The sequence below is a fragment of the Pantoea sp. BL1 genome, assembly GCF_000963985.1.
GTDB classification, from domain to species: domain Bacteria; phylum Pseudomonadota; class Gammaproteobacteria; order Enterobacterales; family Enterobacteriaceae; genus Pantoea; species Pantoea rwandensis_B.
In genome coordinates this window covers 76,697-96,015 of the sequence record NZ_JZRH01000021.1, presented here as the reverse complement: position 1 = coordinate 96,015, position 19,319 = coordinate 76,697, and the positions used below count along the sequence as shown (strand labels likewise).

The following is a 19,319-nucleotide window of genomic DNA, read 5'->3' as shown; positions in this document are numbered from 1 at the left end:
CTGGAACTGGGCGCGATAAGGACAGGGATATTCTCACCGGCTCGCCAGTTAAGAATCCAACGGCATTTTTACTGGCCATCCAGGAATGAAAAACAATGACGCGTTACTCACGATTATCATTAGCTATTTTGATTGAACTGGGGCTGAGCGCCTCACTGCTCTCCGGCAGCGCCTGGGCAGCAGACACTTCCAGCAAGACGACCAGCAGCCAATCCACCACTGACGCCGAATCGATGAATGGCGGCACGTTAATGGTGACCGCACAGCAGCAGAACCTGCAGGCACCCGGCGTTTCCACCATCACCGCAGATGAAATTAAAAAGCATCCACCGGCGCGTGATGTCTCTGAAATTATTCGTACCATGCCAGGCGTTAACCTGACCGGTAACTCCACCAGCGGCCAGCGCGGTAACAATCGCCAGATCGATATTCGCGGCATGGGCCCGGAAAACACCCTGATTATGGTCGATGGCATGCCAGTCACCAGCCGCAACTCGGTGCGTTTGGGCTGGCGCGGTGAGCGTGATACGCGCGGTGACACCAACTGGGTACCGCCAGAGATGATCGACCATATCGACGTCATTCGTGGCCCGGCAGCGGTACGTTACGGCAATGGCGCGGCGGGCGGGGTGGTGAATATTATCACCAAAAAGTACACCGACCAGCAGTGGCACGGTTCCTGGAACACCTACTTCAATGCACCGGAACACAAAGCAGAAGGCGCAACCAAACGCACCAACTTCAGCCTTGAAGGGCCGCTGGGTGACGACTTCAACTTCCGGTTGTACGGGGGTTTAGCCAAAACCCAGGCCGATGCTTATGACATCAATGAAGGCCATGCCGCAGCACGTACCGGTACTTATGCGGGCAGCTATCCTTCAGGCCGTGAAGGCTCGGTCAATAAAGATATCAATGCGTTACTGAGCTGGGCGTTTGCTCCGATGCAGACGCTGGAGTTGCAAGCGGGCTACAGCCGTCAAGGAAACCTCTACGCAGGCGATACGCAGAACACCAATACCAGTGCGCTGGTGAAAAGCCTGTATGGCGATGAAACCAACCGCCTGTATCGCCAGAACATCTCGTTGAAATGGACCGGTGCCTGGGATAACGGTGTCAGCACCAATACCTACGCGCGTTATGAGAAAACCCGTAACACCCGTATTAATGAAGGTCTGGCGGGCGGAACGGAAGGTATCTTCTCTAACGATGGTTTCAACACCATTCAGTTAGACGATATTTTGCTGCACAGCGAAGTTAGCATTCCGTTTGAGTGGCTGATTAATCAGACGGCAACGCTGGGCGCCGAATGGAACCAGCAGAGCATGAAGGATCCCTCTTCAACCACTCAGGCTGCTAACTATGGCTCTGTGCCTGGCGTGTCGAATACCGGTCGTAGTCCGTATTCGCAGGCGGAAATCTTCTCGCTGTTCGCTGAAGACAACATGGAGCTGACCGACAGCACCATGCTGACGCCGAGCCTGCGTTTCGATCATCACTCGATTGTAGGCAACAACTGGAGCCCGTCTCTGAACCTGTCGCAAGGTTTGGGTGATGACTTCACGCTGAAGATGGGGGCTGGCCTGGCTTATAAAGCGCCAAGCCTGTACCAGACCAACCCGAACTACCTGCTGTACAGCAACGGTCAGGGCTGTGCTGCCAGCACCGGCGCCTGTTATCTGCAGGGTAACCCAGACCTGAAAGCCGAAAACAGTTTCAACAAAGAGATTGGACTGGAGTGGAAACACGAAGGCTATCAGGCGGGTCTGACCTGGTTCCGTAACGATTACCGCAACAAGATTGAAGCGGGTTACGCAGCCGTCGGTAAAGCCTCAAACGGCACCACGGATATTTACAAGTGGGAAAACGTACCGAAAGCAGTGGTGGAAGGGCTGGAAGGTACGGTTAACGTGCCGTTCTCTGATAGCGTGATGTGGAACAACAACTTCACTTATATGCTGCAGAGTAAGAACAAGGAAACCGGCGATCGTCTGTCAATCATCCCGGAATACACCCTGAACTCAACGCTGAGTTGGCAGGCAACGCAGGATCTGTCGCTGCAAACTACCCTGACCTGGTACGGCACGCAAACCCCGAAAAAGTATGACTATAAAGGTCAGCCGGTGACGGGAAGCGCGGCCGATAAAGTCAGTCCTTACTCTATCGTTGGCCTGAGCGGAACTTATGATGTGAATAAGTACGCCAGCGTCACTCTGGGTATCGACAACCTGTTTGATAAGCGTCACTTTCGCGAAGGTAATGCGCAAACCACCGGGAACGCGACAACAGGCGCCTACCTCTACGGTGCGGGTGCGAATACTTATAACGAGTCAGGCCGTACTTACTACATGAGCCTCAACACTCGCTTCTAAAGCAGCTGATGCGGTAAATAGCAGCGGGCAATCAGCCCGTTGCTATCTTTACGGTTAACCAACTCCAGCCTGCCACGGTGCATCTGCACGATGCGCAGTACGATGTTCAGACCCAATCCGCTGCCACCGTAACGCTGATCGCGACGACGGAAGGCTTGCGTCAGTTCTTCTGCCGCATCGGCCTCAATGCCTGGTCCCTGATCCCACACTTCGATGATCACCTGCTGTTTATCCTGCTGCATTTTCACACTGACTTCACTGCCTTCCGGGCTGTAACGTGAGGCGTTTTCCAGCAGATTACGCAGCATCAGGCGTAGTAACACGGCTTCACCTTGCTGTGGGATATCTTTGCCGTGCGGCCAGTGCAGTGTTTGCTGTCGCTGTGCATAAAGTTCGGCCATTTCCGGCTGCAGCGGCTGCATGATGTCTTTTTGCCACTGCAACTGCTGATAGTGACCGCCTGCCAGCGCCTGGCCAGCTCGCGACAGCATCAGCAGTTGCTCCACGGTGTGCATCAACTGGTCGATACGTTCAATCAGCATCTCACTCTGCGGCACGTTCTGCTGGTGCAGAAGTTCAAGATGCAGACGTAAACCGGCCAAAGGGGTACGCAATTCATGTGCGGCATCGGCGGTGAAGAGGCGTTCCTGTTGGAGCGTGTGGTCGAGCCGCGAAAATAGCTGATTAATGGAAGACGTCACGGCAACGATCTCATCCATTTCTGAATAAACCGGCAGCGGGGTGAGATTATCGGCGGAACGATGGGCGAGGCTATCCTGCAGGGATCGTAATGGACGAATGATCCAGTTAATCGCCCAGAATGACAGCAGCAGCGTCAGAGCGATCATCACCAGTGAAGGCAACAGCAGTGAAGCGATGGCTTCACGGATCTCATTCTCGACGCGGTCGTTGCGCGCCTGAGCAGACAGCGTTTCGTTGACCAGAAAACTGATCTGTTCGCGACTCTCATGCCATAACCAGATGGCGCTCATCACCTGGCAGGTGAGGAGAATCAGCGCCAGCATAATCAGTAACCGCTGACGCATGCTGTTCATTCGCGCACTTCCAGGCGGTAGCCCACGCCACGCACGGTTTTGATACGATCTTTTCCGAGCTTACGGCGCAGATTGTGAATGTGAACTTCCAGCGTATTGGATCCAGGATCGTCATTCCAGCTGTAGAGATCCTGCTGCAGCGTTTCGCGATGGACGTTCTGACCGACGCGCATTAACAAGCGCGTCAGCAGTGCGAACTCTTTTGGGGTGATTTCCAGCGGACGCTCTTCCAGCAATACCTGCTGCGAACTGAGATTGAGGGTGAGATCACCCTGTTGCAGCAAATTGTCGCTGTGACCCTGAAAACGGCGAATCAGTGCACGCACGCGCGCCTGCAGCTCCACCAGCGCAAAGGGTTTGACCAGATAATCGTCGGCACCGGCATCCAGGCCATCCACGCGATCCTCCAGTGCATCACGCGCTGTCAGGATCAACACCGGCACGTTGATGCCATCGCGCCGCCACTGACGCAGCAGCGTGGCGCCATCGCGATCCGGTAAACCGAGATCCAGGACGATCAGGCTGTACTGCCCACTGCGTAAGAAAGCATTACTCTCTGCAGCAGTACTCGCGCAGTCAACCGCATATCCTTGTGCGCTAAGGGCCTGAGCAAGGCCCGATTGCAACAGCGCGTCATCTTCAACGATCAGCAATTTCATCAGTTGTTTTTGTTGATATCCGAGTAGAGGCGGCTTTCAAAGCGTACCAGAGGAATGCGCCGCGTTTTCTGATCTTCAGGCGGCACCGCATAACCAGAAAGATACTGTACAAAGGCGACACGTGCACCGCTGGAAGTGGTAATAAATCCAGCCAGATTATAGACGCCCTGCAGCGAACCGGTTTTTGCCGACACTTTGCCATCCAGTCCGGCTTCATGCAGGCCACCACGATATTGCAACGTGCCATCGTATCCTGCCAGCGGCAGCATGGAGATGTAGTTTAGCGTTGAGTCATTTTTCGCGATGTATTGCAGTACCTGCATCATGGTATCTGGCGCAATCAAATCGTGACGCGACAAGCCTGAACCATCGACCTGAATGCTGTTGCCGAGATCGACGCCCGCTTTTTCACGCAGTATGCGGCGTACCGCATCGGAACCGGCGCGGAACGTGCCTGGTACGTTGAAATAGTGATGGCCGATGGTACGGAACACCGTATCCGCAATCATGTTGTCCGATTTCTTCAGCATGGTGTGCAGCAGATTATGCAGCGGCGCGGATTGCGTCGACGCAAGCACGGTTCCCGGTGAGGTAACCTGCGTCTGGCGCACTAAATGGCCGCTGTAATCGATATCTGCGGCACGCAGTTCGGCCTTGAGGATTTCGCCCGCCCAGGCGGCACCATCCTGCACAGCAAACGCCAGCGGCAAAGGTTCGGCGCGTTGGCGCATGCAGCCGGTCAGCGTGTAGCGGTTTAGTTCGCCTGGCACCACATCCAGTTCGCAATATTGCCCATCACCACTGTTGCGGCCAAGGGTACGCACCTGGCTGAACATATGTGCCGGATAATAGGACGCAATGCGCACAAACGCGTTTTCGCCCGGCGTATTAGCGCTGTAAAGCGAAACGGAGAAACAGTTTTTATCGACAATTGCGGCACCCGGCGGGGCGCTGAAGCACTGCGTCATATCGTTCCAAGGCCAACCTGGCGCAGCGTCGTGGCTGGCAAACACGGACGTATCGATCACCAGATTGCCTTTGATATGCGTGATGCCCTGCTTTTTCAGGGCCGCCACCATATTGCGCAGATCCTGACGGCTCAACGTCGGATCGCCACCAAAACGCGCCACTAAATCGCCATTGAGCGTGCCATCGCTGACTGCACCCTTGGTTTCCATCGTGGTCTGAAAACGGAAGTCCGGACCGAGTTCCAGCAGGGCCGCCAACGCGGTGATCACCTTCATGGTACTGGCCGGCAATGCCATCTGTTTGCCGTGATAGTCGATTATCGGGGTTGATGCGCCCACTTTTTGTACCATCAGCGCCAGGTTTGCGCCGTCTGGCAAATACTGCATGTATTCTTCAACGGGGGCTGCTTGTGCCTGCAGCATAAACGCACAGGTTAATCCGGTAACAAGTCGTGAAAATCGCATAATCTCGCGGTAACTGACGGGTGAAGTCGTCAATACTACGTCCCGAGGCGGTGCAAAGTAAACGATGACCCACAGGGAACTCTGGGGTAAAATACGTATCAAAATGCAAAACCGAACCTGACCCGGAAAGCTTTCCGGGTCAGGCTTCTTTTGCTTGTGAAAAGAGGTAACGTGCCGCAGAAGCTGTTTTCTGCTGTCACCGGTCAGGATGACGCCGTTAACCAGGATAGATGACGAGGAGCCAAAATGAATCAGATTCCGATGACGTTGAAAGGCGCTGAGAGCCTGCGTGAAGAGCTGAACGAACTGAAAACCGTGAAGCGTCCGCGCATCATCGCCTCTATTGCCGAAGCCCGTGAGCACGGCGATCTAAAAGAAAATGCCGAATACCACGCTGCCCGTGAAGAGCAGGGTTTTTGCGAAGGCCGTATTCAGGAGATTGAAGCCAAACTCTCTAACGCTCAGGTGATTGATATCACGACGATGCCGAAAACCGGCCGCGTGATTTTTGGTGCTACCGTGACCATTTTGAATGTGGATACGGACGAAGAATTCACTTACCGCATCGTGGGTGATGATGAAGCTGACTTCAAACAAAACCTGATTTCAGTGAACTCGCCGATGGCGCGTGGTTTGATTGGAAAAGAAGCAGACGACGTTGCGATTGTGAAGACACCGGGCGGCGATGTGGAATATGAAGTGTTAAAGGTGGAATACCTTTAAGATATTGCTACGCTTTGAAATGTGTAGCCGCATATTGTAAAGAAAGGAAAAAGGCCGCATAGCGGCCTTTTATCCCATGCAGGAGCATGGCACTTTCTCTGCCCGTCATGGCAGCCTTTACGGCTTAATTAACGTGGCAGAGTAATTTTGCGCTCTTTTGCAGGGCGATATAGCACCAGCGTGTTGCCGATGACCTGTACGTTACAAGCTTTTGTTTCACGTACGATAGCGTCAACGATCAGCTGCTTGGTTTCACGATCTTCAGAGGCAATTTTCACCTTGATCAATTCGTGATGCTCGAGCGCCAGTTCGATTTCGGCGAGCACGCCTTCGGTCAAGCCATTACCGCCCAGCATAACAACGGGCTTGAGTGGATGGGCTAGGCCTTTCAGGTGCTGTTTTTGTTTGGTACTCAGATTCATCGTATTTTTTACTTACTCAGGGATTGAAAACGGTTCATTCTACCGCCATCTCGGGTATATCGCCAAATCAACGCGACTCATTGCGTACTGATTTATCGCTACGATGAAGATTTAATTGGAAAAATTATGACGGGTAAAAAGCGTTCGGCCAGTTCCAGTCGCTGGCTACAGGAACACTTTAGCGATAAATATGTGTTGCAGGCACAGAAAAAGGGGTTGCGTTCGCGCGCCTGGTTTAAACTGGACGAAATTCAGCAGGGTGACAAGCTTTTCAAACCCGGCATGACAGTGGTAGATCTGGGTGCTGCACCCGGTGGTTGGTCGCAATATGCGGTACAACAGATTGGATCCAACGGTCGTATTATTGCCTGTGACTTGCTCCCCATGGACCCGATTGTCGGTGTCGATTTTTTACAGGGCGACTTTCGTGAAGAGGCAGTGCTGAATGCATTGCTGGAGCGAGTAGGTGACCAAAAGGTGCAAGTTGTCATGTCTGACATGGCGCCGAACATGAGTGGTACACCTGCGGTTGATATTCCACGATCGATGTATTTGGTAGAGTTGGCGCTGGAAATGTGTCGGGATATCCTGGCGCCTGGCGGCAGTTTTGTAGTGAAAGTGTTTCAGGGAGATGGCTTCGAGGAATACCTGCGGGAAATTCGCTCCCTATTTACGAAAGTGAAAATTCGTAAGCCAGACGCTTCTCGTTTACGTTCGCGTGAAGTGTATATTGTGGCGACAGGGCGCAAACTATAGCCCTCGGTACCGGAATCAAAGCAAGGCGAACTGCGTTTACTCTGATGTGTAATTCTGAGTTTCAGTGGAAAGCAGTAAAATCATCAGCGCCGCGATTCCAGGTCTGAAGGATATATAGTACCCTACGCTGTCTGTTAACACCGTTGTAATATGAGGTTAATCCCTTGAGTGACATGGCGAAAAACCTGATTCTCTGGTTAGTCATCGCGGTCGTGCTGATGTCTGTCTTCCAGAGCTTTGGGCCCAGCGAGTCGAATGGCCGTAGGGTTGATTATTCAACCTTCCTGTCGGAAGTGAACCAGGATCAGGTCCGCGAGGCACGTATTAACGGGCGTGAGATTAACGTTGTCAAAAAAGACAGTAATAAATATACGACTTACATTCCTGTCAACGATCCCAAGTTGCTTGATAACCTCTTGACCAAAAACGTCAAAGTGATTGGCGAACCACCAGAAGAGCCAAGCCTGCTGGCTTCCATCTTCATCTCCTGGTTCCCAATGCTGCTGTTGATTGGCGTTTGGATCTTCTTTATGCGGCAGATGCAGGGCGGCGGTGGCAAAGGCGCAATGTCCTTTGGCAAGAGTAAAGCCCGCATGCTGACCGAAGACCAGATCAAGACCACGTTTGCAGATGTCGCAGGTTGCGATGAAGCGAAAGAAGAAGTGGGTGAACTGGTTGAGTATCTGCGCGAGCCAAGCCGCTTCCAGAAACTGGGTGGTAAGATCCCGAAAGGCGTCCTGATGGTCGGCCCTCCGGGTACGGGTAAAACTTTGCTGGCTAAAGCGATTGCTGGCGAAGCAAAAGTACCGTTCTTCACTATCTCCGGTTCTGACTTCGTTGAAATGTTCGTGGGTGTCGGTGCATCTCGTGTGCGTGACATGTTCGAGCAGGCGAAGAAAGCCGCACCGTGCATCATCTTTATCGATGAAATCGATGCCGTTGGCCGTCAACGTGGCGCCGGTTTAGGCGGTGGTCATGATGAACGTGAGCAGACGCTGAACCAGATGCTGGTTGAGATGGATGGCTTCGAAGGTAATGAAGGCATCATTGTTATCGCCGCAACTAACCGTCCAGACGTACTTGACCCCGCGCTGCTGCGCCCAGGTCGTTTTGACCGCCAAGTTGTGGTCGGTCTGCCAGATGTTCGCGGTCGTGAACAGATTCTGAAAGTGCATATGCGTCGTGTGCCGCTGGCCACTGACATTGATGCAGCGATCATCGCACGAGGTACGCCGGGCTTCTCGGGTGCTGACCTCGCTAACCTTGTCAACGAAGCGGCACTGTTTGCTGCACGTGGCAACAAGCGTGTGGTCTCGATGGTTGAGTTCGAGAAAGCGAAAGACAAAATCATGATGGGTGCAGAACGTCGCTCCATGGTGATGACGGAAGCGCAGAAAGAATCCACCGCTTACCACGAAGCGGGCCATGCAATTATTGGTCGTCTGGTACCGGAACACGATCCGGTGCACAAAGTGACGATTATTCCGCGTGGACGTGCGCTGGGTGTGACCTTCTTCCTGCCAGAAGGCGACGCGATTAGCGCCAGCCGCCAGAAACTTGAAAGTCAGATCTCGACGCTGTACGGCGGTCGTCTGGCGGAAGAGATCATCTACGGCGCAGAACACGTTTCTACCGGTGCATCTAACGATATTAAAGTCGCCACTAACCTGGCGCGCAACATGGTGACGCAGTGGGGCTTCAACGAGAAGTTAGGTCCGTTGCTTTATGCTGAAGAAGAAGGCGAAGTGTTCCTCGGCCGCTCTGTGGCCAAGGCTAAACACATGTCAGATGAAACAGCACGCATCATCGACCAGGAAGTTAAACACCTGATCGATAGCAACTACCAACGTGCTCGTGTTCTGCTGGGTGAGAACATGGACATCCTTCACGCGATGAAAGACGCGCTGATGAAGTATGAAACCATTGATGCGCCACAGATTGATGACTTGATGGCTCGCCGTGAAGTTCGCCCACCTGCAGGTTGGGATGATTCAGGCAGCAGCAGTTCATCGGACAACAATGGCACGCCAAAGGCGCCACGTCCGGTTGATGAACCGCGTACGCCAAATCCTGGCAACACCATGTCAGAACAGCTCGACAAATAAGAGGCCACAAACCTCAGCAAAAACCCCGGCCGGTCCGGGGTTTTTTACATTCAGTGATACCGTGATTCCCAAGGAGATTCCCGCCATGAAGTTGTTCGCCCGTGATTCCCATCTCGATCTGTCGTTTCCCCATGTGATGGGTATTTTGAATGTCACGCCGGACTCCTTCTCTGATGGCGGAACACACAACACGTTGGTGGATGCGCTGACCCATACCAATGAGATGGTGAATGCGGGCGCAACCATCATCGATGTCGGCGGGGAATCTACGCGGCCAGGTGCCGATGAAGTCAGCGTAGATGAAGAGTTAGCGCGCGTGATTCCGGTAGTGGAAGCCATTGCTCAGCGTTTTGAAGTGTGGATTTCCGTGGATACTTCAAAGCCAGAAGTGATCCGTGAATCAGCGCGAGTGGGTGCTCACATCATTAATGATATTCGCTCACTGTCAGAACCGGGTGCGTTGGCAGCAGCAGCAGAAACCGGTCTGCCGGTGTGTCTGATGCATATGCAGGGCGAACCTCGTACCATGCAGCAAGCACCTGAATATCAGAATATCGTGGGTGAAGTGGACGCTTACTTCCATGCACAGATTGCACGCTGCGAAGCGGCAGGCATTAAAAAAGAGAATCTGTTGCTCGACCCTGGCTTCGGTTTCGGTAAGAATCTCAACCACAATTATCAACTGCTGGCAGAACTCAGCCATTTCCACCATTTTGGCTTACCGCTACTGGTCGGAATGTCACGTAAATCGATGATTGGCCAGCTGTTAAATGTCGGCCCGACGCAGCGTCTGACCGGCAGCCTGAGCTGTGCGGTGATTGCCGCTATGCAGGGTGCACAAATTATTCGCGTGCATGATGTTAAAGAGACTGTCGAAGCGATGCGTATTGTCGAAGCGACACGGAGAGCAAAAGGATAAAGCATGAGTAATCGTAAATATTTCGGTACAGATGGTATTCGTGGCAAGGTCGGTGAAGCGCCGATCACGCCTGATTTTGTACTGAAGCTGGGCTTTGCTGCGGGTAAGGTCCTGGCGCGTTCGGGTTCGCGTAAAGTATTGATTGGTAAAGACACACGCATTTCTGGCTATATGCTGGAATCGGCACTGGAAGCCGGCCTGGCTGCAGCCGGTTTGTCGGCGGCCTTTACGGGACCCATGCCAACGCCCGCGATTGCCTATCTGACGCGTACCTTCCGCGCAGAAGCCGGTATCGTGATCTCTGCATCGCATAATCCTTTCGACGATAACGGCATCAAATTCTTCTCTGCGGAAGGCACTAAATTACCGGATGAAGTGGAAGAAGCCATCGAGCTTGAGTTAGAGAAGCCGCTGACCTGTGTCGAGTCCGCTGAGCTGGGGCGCGCCAGCCGTATTGTTGACGCTGCCGGCCGCTATATTGAGTTCTGTAAAGGCACATTCCCGAGCGAGTTAAGCCTCAACGGCCTGAAAATTGTGGTGGATTGCGCTAATGGTGCGACCTATCACATCGCGCCTAACGTGCTGCGTGAATTGGGCGCTAAGGTGATTGCGATTGGCGTTCAGCCCGATGGCATGAACATCAACAAAGAGTGCGGCGCAACCGATCTCCGCATGCTGCAGGAGCGCGTGCTGGAAGAGAAGGCCGATTTGGGCCTTGCTTACGATGGCGATGGCGACCGCATCATGATGGTTGATCATCTGGGCATGAAGGTCGATGGTGACCAGATTCTCTACATCATTGCACGTGAAGCGTTGCGTCAGGGGCAACTGCGCGGCGGCGTGGTGGGCACGTTGATGAGTAATATGGGGCTGGAACTGGCGTTGAAACAGTTGGGCATTCCCTTCACGCGTGCCAAAGTGGGTGACCGCTACGTGCTGGAAAAAATGCAGGAGAAGGGCTGGCGCATGGGGGCTGAAAACTCTGGCCATGTCATCCTGCTGGACAAAATCAGTACCGGTGACGGCATCGTGGCAAGTTTGCAAGTGCTCACTGCTATTGTGCGTAATCACATGAGTCTGCATGATTTGTGCAGTGGCATGAAAATGCTGCCGCAGGTTCTGGTCAACGTACGCTTCAGCGGCAGTCATGATCCTCTGGAATCCGAGAGCGTTAAAGCCGTTAGTGCTGAAGTCGAAAAAACGTTAGCAGGGCGTGGTCGTGTACTGTTACGTAAATCCGGTACTGAACCGCTGATTCGCGTGATGGTTGAGGGGGAAGACGAAACTTTAGTCACCGAGTTGGCGCATAAAATTGCTGATGCAGTGAAAGCGGTTTAAAGGTGTTATCAGGCGGCGAGATCTCGACTTTCCGCCTGTTAAATCACCACCCTGGCGTTTTTTTCCGCAATCAATAAAGTTCGTGAAAATTGCGCTTGCAGAGGTATGCCCCATTGGTTAGTATTCACACCCGCTTCTGATGGGTGATGACGATACTCCCCGTCAATATTGGTGAAGCTTTAACTGTGCGGATAACGCGCAAGGAAACAGGTTGATTATGTACGAAGCTCTGTTAGTTGTTTTCCTTATTGTTGCGATTGGCCTTGTAGGTCTGATCATGCTTCAGCAAGGCAAAGGCGCTGATATGGGAGCCTCATTCGGTGCAGGCGCCTCTGGTACACTGTTCGGTTCAAACGGGTCTGGTAACTTCATGACACGTATGACTGCAGTACTGGCGACCCTGTTCTTCATTATCAGCTTGATCCTGGGCAATCTGAACACGAACAAGTCTTCTAAAGGAAGCGAGTGGGAAAACCTCACTGCGCCAGCTCAGTCTGAACAGCAGACTCAGCCAGCTAAACCGGCAACCCCGGGCAATGATATCCCGCAGTAACATCGTCAATGCTTTAGCGGCAACATAACGTCGCAGTCAGTGCAGTACCGAGGTGGTGAAATTGGTAGACACGCTACCTTGAGGTGGTAGTGCTCGAAAGGGCTTACGGGTTCAAGTCCCGTCCTCGGTACCAAATCTCAGTAAAACTTGCTTTTTTAGCAAGGTCGGCGTATTATTCGCCACGTTTTCGGACGCGGGGTGGAGCAGCCTGGTAGCTCGTCGGGCTCATAACCCGAAGGTCGTCGGTTCAAATCCGGCCCCCGCAACCACTTTCCCTTAGAGTTCTTTTTCAAATATACTGTATGCATCGACGGACGCATCCTCAGTGTTTTTTGAAAAAAATTCTTTTGGATTGTGTGCCGAAGCCGCTATGCGGCGTACAGGGTCCAGTCACAAAAAGCCCCGAATTTTCGGGGTTTTTTGTTATCAGGAATCGCAATACTGGGCTATAGGCCCTTTTTTTATGTCTTGGGGGTGGGCTTGTCCACATTAGAGCAAAAATTGACTGATTTGATCACCGCTCCAGTAGAAGCGCTTGGCTACGAATTGGTCGGTATCGAATTCGTTCGCGGTCGCACATCGACTTTGCGCATCTATATTGATAGTGAGAATGGTATCAATGTTGATGATTGTGCCGATGTTAGCCACCAGGTCAGCGCGGTAATGGATGTGGAAGATCCCATTACGGTGGCTTACAACCTTGAAGTCTCCTCGCCAGGTCTCGAGCGTCCTCTTTTCACTGCTGAACACTATGCACGTTTCGCCGGTGATGAGGTGAGCCTGACACTGCGCATGGCCGTACAGAACCGCCGTAAATGGCAGGGGATCATCAAATCCGTGGAAGGTGAGATGATCACGGTAACCGTTGAGGGTAACGATGAGGTGTTCGCGCTGAGTAATATTCAGAAAGCGAACCTGGTCCCCCACTTTTAAAAGTCCGGATTGAGGCTAACCAGGATGAACAAAGAGATCTTAGCTGTAGTAGAAGCCGTTTCTAACGAAAAAGCCCTGCCACGTGAGAAAATCTTCGAAGCGCTTGAGAGCGCTTTGGCCACTGCGACTAAAAAGAAGTATGAGCAAGAGATCGAAGTGCGCGTCAGCATTGACCGTCGCAGCGGTGATTTCGATACTTTCCGTCGCTGGCAGATTGTGGAAGAAGTGACACAGCCGACTCGTGAAATTACGCTGGATGCGGCCCGCTTTGAAGACGAAGCGTTCAATCTGGGCGAATACGTTGAAGACCAGATCGAATCTGTCACCTTCGACCGTATCACCACCCAAACCGCCAAGCAGGTTATCGTGCAGAAAGTACGTGAAGCTGAGCGCGCGATGGTGGTTGATCAGTTCCGTCAACACGAAGGTGAAATCATCACCGGCGTGGTGAAGAAAGTAAACCGCGACAGTATCTCACTCGATCTGGGCAGCAATGCTGAAGCTGTGATCGGACGCGAAGATATGCTGCCACGTGAAAACTTCCGTCCAGGCGACCGTATTCGCGGCGTGTTATATGCCGTTCGCCCGGAAGCGCGTGGTGCACAGCTGTTTGTCACTCGTTCTAAACCAGAAATGCTGATCGAACTGTTCCGCATTGAGGTGCCAGAAATCGGTGAAGAAGTTATCGAGATCAAAGCGGCTGCGCGCGATCCAGGTTCACGCGCTAAAATCGCGGTGAAAACCAACGATAAACGTATTGATCCGGTAGGCGCTTGTGTGGGTATGCGCGGTGCGCGCGTCCAGGCTGTATCAAGCGAGCTGGGTGGCGAGCGTATCGATATCGTGCTGTGGGACGATAACCCGGCGCAGTTCGTGATTAACGCCATGGCGCCAGCCGATGTGGCGTCAATCGTGGTGGATGAAGACAATCACACCATGGATATCGCTGTTGAAGCCGGTAATCTGGCTCAGGCGATCGGCCGTAACGGCCAAAACGTGCGTCTGGCTTCCCAACTGAGCGGTTGGGAACTGAACGTGATGACCGTCGATGATCTGCAGGCTAAGCATCAGGCTGAAGCCCACGCAGCGATCGATATGTTCACCAAACATCTCGACATCGACGAAGAGTTCGCCACCGTACTGGTGGAAGAGGGCTTCTCTTCGCTGGAAGAATTGGCTTACGTGCCAATCAACGAGTTGCTGGAAATCGACGGCCTCGACGAAGAGACCATTGAAGCCCTGCGTGAACGAGCAAAAAATGCGTTGACCACCCTGGCATTAGCGAAAGAAGAGAGCCTTGGTAATCAGGAGCCCGCTGAGGATCTTCTGAATCTTGAGGGCCTGGATCGTGCGCTGGCGTATCGCCTGGCGTCTAAAGGCGTTTGCACGCTGGAAGATCTCGCTGAGCAAGGTGTTGACGATCTGACAGATATTGAAGGGCTGGATGATGAGAAGGCCGGTGCGCTGATTATGGCTGCACGTAATATCTGCTGGTTCGGCGATGACGCGTAATAACAGGAAGGAACAGCATGACAGATGTAACCGTAAAATCGCTGGCCGCCGAAATTCAGACTCCGGTCGATCGCCTGGTACAGCAATTTGCTGACGCAGGGATCCGCAAGTCTGAAAACGATGCGGTGTCCCAGCAAGAGAAAGAAACCTTACTGTCCCATTTGAATCGTGAGCACGGTCAGACCGGTTCAAGTAAACTGACATTACAGCGCAAAACGCGCAGCACCTTGAATATTCCCGTCACCGGGGGTAAAAGTAAGTCGGTGCAAATCGAAGTCCGCAAAAAACGCACATACGTGAAAGGTGATGCTGAGTCTGAGCAAGCTCAGGCAGAAGCTGAAGCCGAGGCGCAGCGTGAAGCGGAAGAGCAGGCGCGTCGCGAGGCGGAAGAACAAGCCCGTCGCGAAGCTGAACAAAAAGCGCAACGTGAAGCCGAAGATAAAGCCAAGCGCGAAGCCGCTGAAAAGGCCAAGCGTGAAGCAGCGGAAAATGAGAAAGTGACTAATCAACCTACCGATGAAGTAACCAAGGCTGCGCAGTCTGATAAGGCGCGTCGTGAAGCCGAAGCGGCTGAACTGAAACGCAAAGCGGAAGAAGAAGCACGCCGTAAGCTGGAAGAAGACGCTCGCCGTGTGGCAGAAGAAGCCCGCCGCCTGGCTGAAGAGAAATCAGCTGAATGGGAAAAACCAGAGGAAGAAGACAAAGGCGACTACCATGTCACCACTTCCACTCATGCCCGTCAGGCTGAAGACGAAAACGACCGCGAAGTTGAAGGCGGACGTGGACGTGCGCGTACCACCAAAGCAGCGCGCCCAGCCAAAAAAGGCAACAAGCATTCTGAAGCGAAAACTGATCGCGAAGAAGCGCGTGCGCAGTTCCGTGGTGGTAAAGGTGGTAAAAACCGTAAGCCAAGCGCACTGCAGCAGGGCTTCAACAAACCCGTTCAGGCTGTTAACCGTGATGTGATCATCGGCGAAACCATTACTGTTGCCGAACTGGCAAACAAAATGGCGGTGAAAGGCTCACTGGTTATCAAAGCGATGATGAAAATGGGCGCAATGGCGACCATTAACCAAGTCATCGACCAGGAAACAGCCCAGTTGGTCGCGGAAGAAATGGGTCACAAAGTGATCCTGCGCCGCGAGAACGAACTGGAAGAAGCGGTGATGGACGATCGTGATACCGATGCAGCGCAGGAGTCACGCGCTCCGGTGGTCACTATCATGGGTCACGTTGACCATGGTAAAACCTCGCTGCTGGACTATATCCGCTCAACCAAAGTCGCCTCAGGCGAGGCTGGCGGTATTACACAGCATATCGGTGCTTACCACGTTGAAACTGACAACGGTATGGTAACCTTCCTGGATACCCCGGGCCACGCCGCGTTTACCGCGATGCGTGCACGTGGTGCGCAGGCAACGGATATCGTTATTCTGGTGGTTGCTGCCGATGACGGCGTGATGCCACAAACTATCGAAGCCATCCAGCACGCCAAAGCGGCCAAAGTGCCGGTTGTGGTTGCGGTGAACAAGATTGATAAGCCAGAAGCAGACCCGGATCGCGTGAAGAATGAACTGACCCAGTACGGAATCATTCCGGAAGAGTGGGGCGGTGAAAACATGTTCGTTAACGTCTCTGCGAAAGCGGGTACCGGTATTGATGACCTGCTGAATGCGATTCTGCTGCAGGCTGAAGTACTGGAACTGACCGCCATTCGTGAAGGTATGGCGAGCGGCGTGGTTATCGAATCCTTCCTCGACAAAGGTCGTGGCCCGGTTGCGACCGTGCTGGTGCGTGAAGGTACGCTGAACAAAGGCGATATCGTACTGTGCGGCTTCGAGTATGGCCGTGTGCGTGCGATGCGTGACGAACTGGGTCGTGAAGTGCTGGAAGCGGGTCCATCGATTCCAGTCGAAATCCTCGGTCTGTCTGGTGTGCCAGCAGCGGGTGATGAAGCGACCGTTGTACGTGATGAGAAGAAAGCACGTGAAGTTGCACTGTATCGTCAGGGCAAGTTCCGCGAAGTGAAGCTGGCACGTCAGCAGAAGTCGAAGTTGGAGAACATGTTCGCCAACATGACCGAAGGCGAAGTGTCCGAGCTGAATATCGTGCTGAAGTCCGACGTACAGGGCTCAGTGGAAGCGATCTCCGACTCGCTGCTGAAACTCTCCACCGACGAAGTGAAGGTGAAGATTATCGGTTCGGGCGTGGGTGGTATCACCGAAACCGACGCGACCCTGGCAGCGGCTTCCAACGCCATCATCCTCGGCTTTAACGTCCGTGCTGACGCTTCTGCGCGTCGCGTGATTGACGCTGAAAATGTGGACCTGCGCTACTACTCCGTTATCTATAATCTGATTGACGAAGTTAAAGCGGCAATGAGCGGCATGCTGGCACCGGAATTCAAACAGCAGATCATCGGTCTGGCCGAAGTGCGTGACGTGTTCAAGTCACCGAAATTTGGCGCCATTGCTGGCTGTATGGTCACCGAAGGCAACATCAAACGTCACAACCCGATTCGCGTACTGCGCGACAACGTGGTGATTTACGAAGGCGAGCTGGAATCTCTGCGTCGCTTTAAAGACGATGTCAACGAAGTGCGTAACGGCATGGAGTGTGGTATCGGCGTGAAGAACTACAACGACGTTCGCGTTGGTGACATGATCGAAGTCTTTGAAGTGATTGAAATTAAACGCACCATCGATTGATCATCACTTGATGTGTTGCAATTTGGGAGGCCTCTGGCCTCCCGAATTATTTGGGAGAAAGAAAAAATGGCAAAAGAATTTGGCCGCCCACAGCGCGTATCTCAGGAACTGCAGAAAGAAATCGCAATTATCCTGCAACGTGAAATTAAAGATCCACGCCTCGGCATGATGGTAACGGTATCCGGCGTGGAAGTGTCGCGTGACCTGGCGTATGCCAAAGTGTTCGTGACCTTTTTGAATGACCAGGATGAAGATGCGGTAAAAAATGGCCTTAAGGCGCTGAAAGAAGCCTCGGGCTATATCCGTATTCTGGTCGGTAAAGCGATGCGTCTGCGTATCGTGCCTGAACTGACCTTCTTCTATGACAACTCGCTGATCGAAGGGATGCGGATGTCAAACCTGGTTAGCAACGTGATCAAGAGTGACGTTGAGCGTCGTGGTGAAAGCCCGGCGGAAGATGACAAGGAGGACTAATGAGTCGTCCTCGTCGTCGCGGTCGCGACGTCCACGGTGTGTTTTTGCTGGATAAGCATCAGGGCGCATCCTCAAACGATGTGCTGCAGAAAGTGAAGCGTCTGTTTCACGCGAACAAAGCGGGCCACACCGGAGCGCTTGATCCGCTGGCGACAGGCATGCTGCCGATCTGCCTCGGTGAAGCGACGAAGTTCTCGCAGTTCCTGCTCGATTCCGATAAACGCTATCGCGTTATTGCACGCCTTGGCGAGCGTACGGATACCTCAGACGCTGATGGCAATATCGTCGAAACGCGCCAGGTGACCTTCAATCAAGCCCAGCTTGATGCGGCGCTGGAGAGCTTCCGTGGTGACACCTTACAGGTACCCACCATGTTCTCTGCGCTGAAGTATCAGGGCCGCAAGTTGTATGAGTACGCGCGTGAAGGCATTACCGTACCGCGTGAAGCGCGTCCGATTACCGTGTATGAACTGCAGTTTATACGCTGGGAAGGCGATGAGCTGGAGCTGGAAATTCACGTTTCCAAAGGTACCTATATTCGTACCATCATCGATGACCTCGGTGAGAAGCTCGGCTGTGGCGCACATGTGATTATGTTGCGTCGTTTGCAGGTGGCGAAGTATCCGATTGAGCGCATGATCACCTTTGAGCAGTTGCAGGCGATGGCGGCGGAAGCCAACGCAGCAGAAACGCCAGACTACAGTGCACTTGATGCGCTGCTGCTGCCGATGGATAGCCCAGCGGAAGCGTTCCCCATCGTGAATTTGTTGCCCTCTGTCGCCGCTTATTTCAAGCAGGGGATGCCAGTGCAGGCGGCGAATGCGCCTGAACAGGGGTTAGTGCGTGTCACTGAAGGTGAAGAGCACAAATTTATCGGCATGGCTGAAATCGCCGAGGATGGGCGCGTGGCGCCGCGTCGTCTGGTGGTTGAGTTTCCCGCCTAATCATTAAGCTCACTTAGACCTAACGGCGCATTTGCGTTGCTATGTGGCGAAGAGTAGAATAGCGCGGCTTTTAAAGCGGGCTGCTGAATTAGAGATCGGCACCCAACCATTCATTTATTATTTCGGAGTTCATTATGTCTCTAAGCGTAGAAGCTAAAGCAGAGATCGTTGCTAAATTCGGTCGTGGTGCTAACGACAGCGGTTCAACTGAAGTTCAGGTTGCTCTGCTGACTGCTCAGATTAACCACCTGCAGGGTCACTTCTCTGAGCACAAAAAAGACCACCACAGCCGTCGCGGTCTGCTGCGCATGGTATCTCAGCGTCGTAAGCTGCTGGACTACCTGAAGCGTAAAGACGTTGCACGTTACACCAGCCTGATCGAAACCCTGGGTCTGCGTCGCTAAGTCTGAAGAATC

17 protein-coding genes and 2 tRNA genes are annotated in these 19,319 nt (G+C 53.1%); 15 read left to right on the top strand and 4 right to left on the bottom strand.

Features of this window, described 5'->3' with window-relative positions; all coding sequences use genetic code 11:
• Positions 1–95 precede the first annotated feature (95 nt).
• Complete coding sequence (locus tag VH86_RS12105; RefSeq protein ID WP_045833008.1) at positions 96–2,369, top strand: TonB-dependent siderophore receptor; 2,274 nt, start codon at positions 96–98, stop codon at positions 2,367–2,369.
• On the opposite strand, the gene pmrB is transcribed toward VH86_RS12105, so the two are convergent.
• Genes pmrB through dacB form a run of 3 tightly spaced genes read right to left on the bottom strand, consistent with a single transcriptional unit; the run spans position 2,366 to position 5,516 of the window.
• Complete coding sequence (gene pmrB, locus VH86_RS12100) at positions 2,366–3,424, bottom strand: two-component system sensor histidine kinase PmrB (protein WP_045833007.1); 1,059 nt, start codon at positions 3,422–3,424, stop codon at positions 2,366–2,368. The genes VH86_RS12105 and pmrB overlap by 4 nt on opposite strands.
• On the bottom strand, positions 3,421–4,083 hold the full coding sequence (pmrA, locus tag VH86_RS12095; RefSeq protein WP_034826547.1) for a two-component system response regulator PmrA: 663 nt from the start codon (positions 4,081–4,083) through the stop codon (positions 3,421–3,423). The genes pmrB and pmrA overlap by 4 nt, the downstream gene beginning before the upstream one ends.
• A complete protein-coding gene (dacB, locus tag VH86_RS12090) occupies positions 4,083–5,516 on the bottom strand; it encodes a serine-type D-Ala-D-Ala carboxypeptidase (protein WP_045833022.1) in 1,434 nt (477 codons plus the stop codon). Before dacB ends, pmrA begins: the two co-directional genes overlap by 1 nt.
• 246 nt (positions 5,517–5,762) lie before the next feature.
• Between dacB and greA the strand changes: the two genes are divergently transcribed.
• On the top strand, positions 5,763–6,239 hold the full coding sequence (greA, locus tag VH86_RS12085; RefSeq protein WP_034826545.1) for a transcription elongation factor GreA: 477 nt from the start codon (positions 5,763–5,765) through the stop codon (positions 6,237–6,239).
• A gap of 128 nt (positions 6,240–6,367) precedes the next feature.
• On the opposite strand, the gene yhbY is transcribed toward greA, so the two are convergent.
• Positions 6,368–6,661: a ribosome assembly RNA-binding protein YhbY gene (gene yhbY / locus VH86_RS12080; RefSeq protein WP_034826542.1), complete on the bottom strand. Its 294-nt coding sequence runs from the start codon at positions 6,659–6,661 to the stop codon at positions 6,368–6,370.
• A gap of 126 nt (positions 6,662–6,787) precedes the next feature.
• On the opposite strand from yhbY, the gene rlmE reads away from it, so the two are divergent.
• From rlmE to rpsO, 13 genes are all read left to right on the top strand, one after another.
• The gene (gene rlmE, locus VH86_RS12075) at positions 6,788–7,417 is read left to right on the top strand and encodes a 23S rRNA (uridine(2552)-2'-O)-methyltransferase RlmE (protein ID WP_034826540.1); all 630 of its coding nucleotides are present in this window, start codon (positions 6,788–6,790) and stop codon (positions 7,415–7,417) included.
• Positions 7,418–7,590: 173 nt separating this feature from the next.
• Positions 7,591–9,522 (top strand): ATP-dependent zinc metalloprotease FtsH, encoded by a 1,932-nt coding sequence (ftsH, locus tag VH86_RS12070; protein ID WP_034826538.1) that lies wholly within the window; start codon positions 7,591–7,593, stop codon positions 9,520–9,522.
• A gap of 85 nt (positions 9,523–9,607) precedes the next feature.
• On the top strand, positions 9,608–10,441 hold the full coding sequence (gene folP / locus VH86_RS12065; protein WP_034826536.1) for a dihydropteroate synthase: 834 nt from the start codon (positions 9,608–9,610) through the stop codon (positions 10,439–10,441).
• Positions 10,442–10,444: 3 nt separating this feature from the next.
• Entirely contained in the window at positions 10,445–11,779 is a 1,335-nt protein-coding gene (glmM, locus tag VH86_RS12060; protein ID WP_045833006.1) for a phosphoglucosamine mutase, read from the top strand.
• A gap of 217 nt (positions 11,780–11,996) precedes the next feature.
• Positions 11,997–12,332 carry a preprotein translocase subunit SecG gene (gene secG / locus VH86_RS12055; protein WP_034826531.1) on the top strand — a complete coding sequence of 112 codons (336 nt, stop codon included), beginning with the start codon at positions 11,997–11,999 and terminating at the stop codon, positions 12,330–12,332.
• A gap of 46 nt (positions 12,333–12,378) precedes the next feature.
• A tRNA-Leu gene (locus VH86_RS12050) sits at positions 12,379–12,465 on the top strand.
• Between the two features lie 59 nt (positions 12,466–12,524).
• Positions 12,525–12,601, top strand: a tRNA-Met gene (locus tag VH86_RS12045).
• A 211-nt stretch (positions 12,602–12,812) separates the two neighbouring features.
• Positions 12,813–13,265 (top strand): ribosome maturation factor RimP, encoded by a 453-nt coding sequence (gene rimP / locus VH86_RS12040; RefSeq protein WP_034826528.1) that lies wholly within the window; start codon positions 12,813–12,815, stop codon positions 13,263–13,265.
• 24 nt (positions 13,266–13,289) lie between these two features.
• A complete protein-coding gene (gene nusA / locus VH86_RS12035) occupies positions 13,290–14,777 on the top strand; it encodes a transcription termination factor NusA (RefSeq protein ID WP_034826526.1) in 1,488 nt (495 codons plus the stop codon).
• 17 nt (positions 14,778–14,794) lie between these two features.
• Entirely contained in the window at positions 14,795–17,485 is a 2,691-nt protein-coding gene (gene infB / locus VH86_RS12030; RefSeq protein ID WP_045815889.1) for a translation initiation factor IF-2, read from the top strand.
• 66 nt (positions 17,486–17,551) lie between these two features.
• A complete protein-coding gene (rbfA, locus tag VH86_RS12025) occupies positions 17,552–17,959 on the top strand; it encodes a 30S ribosome-binding factor RbfA (RefSeq protein WP_034826517.1) in 408 nt (135 codons plus the stop codon).
• Positions 17,959–18,903 carry a tRNA pseudouridine(55) synthase TruB gene (gene truB, locus VH86_RS12020; RefSeq protein ID WP_045833005.1) on the top strand — a complete coding sequence of 315 codons (945 nt, stop codon included), beginning with the start codon at positions 17,959–17,961 and terminating at the stop codon, positions 18,901–18,903. Before rbfA ends, truB begins: the two co-directional genes overlap by 1 nt.
• 134 nt (positions 18,904–19,037) lie before the next feature.
• Entirely contained in the window at positions 19,038–19,307 is a 270-nt protein-coding gene (gene rpsO, locus VH86_RS12015) for a 30S ribosomal protein S15 (protein WP_034826514.1), read from the top strand.
• The last annotated feature ends 12 nt before the right edge of the window (positions 19,308–19,319 follow it).

What these genes read in the sequence shown, in the direction of transcription:
- greA (WP_034826545.1), top strand. Translation starts at nt 5,763, where the DNA reads ATGAATCAGATTCCGATGACGTTGAAAGGCGCTGAGAGCCTGCGTGAA.
- pmrA (WP_034826547.1), bottom strand. Translation starts at nt 4,083, where the DNA reads ATGAAATTGCTGATCGTTGAAGATGACGCGCTGTTGCAATCGGGCCTT.
- nusA (WP_034826526.1), top strand. Translation starts at nt 13,290, where the DNA reads ATGAACAAAGAGATCTTAGCTGTAGTAGAAGCCGTTTCTAACGAAAAA.
- dacB (WP_045833022.1), bottom strand. Translation starts at nt 5,516, where the DNA reads ATGCGATTTTCACGACTTGTTACCGGATTAACCTGTGCGTTTATGCTG.
- ftsH (WP_034826538.1), top strand. Translation starts at nt 7,591, where the DNA reads ATGGCGAAAAACCTGATTCTCTGGTTAGTCATCGCGGTCGTGCTGATG.
- VH86_RS12105 (WP_045833008.1), top strand. Translation starts at nt 96, where the DNA reads ATGACGCGTTACTCACGATTATCATTAGCTATTTTGATTGAACTGGGG.
- secG (WP_034826531.1), top strand. Translation starts at nt 11,997, where the DNA reads ATGTACGAAGCTCTGTTAGTTGTTTTCCTTATTGTTGCGATTGGCCTT.
- infB (WP_045815889.1), top strand. Translation starts at nt 14,795, where the DNA reads ATGACAGATGTAACCGTAAAATCGCTGGCCGCCGAAATTCAGACTCCG.
- rbfA (WP_034826517.1), top strand. Translation starts at nt 17,552, where the DNA reads ATGGCAAAAGAATTTGGCCGCCCACAGCGCGTATCTCAGGAACTGCAG.
- yhbY (WP_034826542.1), bottom strand. Translation starts at nt 6,661, where the DNA reads ATGAATCTGAGTACCAAACAAAAACAGCACCTGAAAGGCCTAGCCCAT.
- glmM (WP_045833006.1), top strand. Translation starts at nt 10,445, where the DNA reads ATGAGTAATCGTAAATATTTCGGTACAGATGGTATTCGTGGCAAGGTC.
- folP (WP_034826536.1), top strand. Translation starts at nt 9,608, where the DNA reads ATGAAGTTGTTCGCCCGTGATTCCCATCTCGATCTGTCGTTTCCCCAT.
- pmrB (WP_045833007.1), bottom strand. Translation starts at nt 3,424, where the DNA reads ATGAACAGCATGCGTCAGCGGTTACTGATTATGCTGGCGCTGATTCTC.
- truB (WP_045833005.1), top strand. Translation starts at nt 17,959, where the DNA reads ATGAGTCGTCCTCGTCGTCGCGGTCGCGACGTCCACGGTGTGTTTTTG.
- rpsO (WP_034826514.1), top strand. Translation starts at nt 19,038, where the DNA reads ATGTCTCTAAGCGTAGAAGCTAAAGCAGAGATCGTTGCTAAATTCGGT.
- rlmE (WP_034826540.1), top strand. Translation starts at nt 6,788, where the DNA reads ATGACGGGTAAAAAGCGTTCGGCCAGTTCCAGTCGCTGGCTACAGGAA.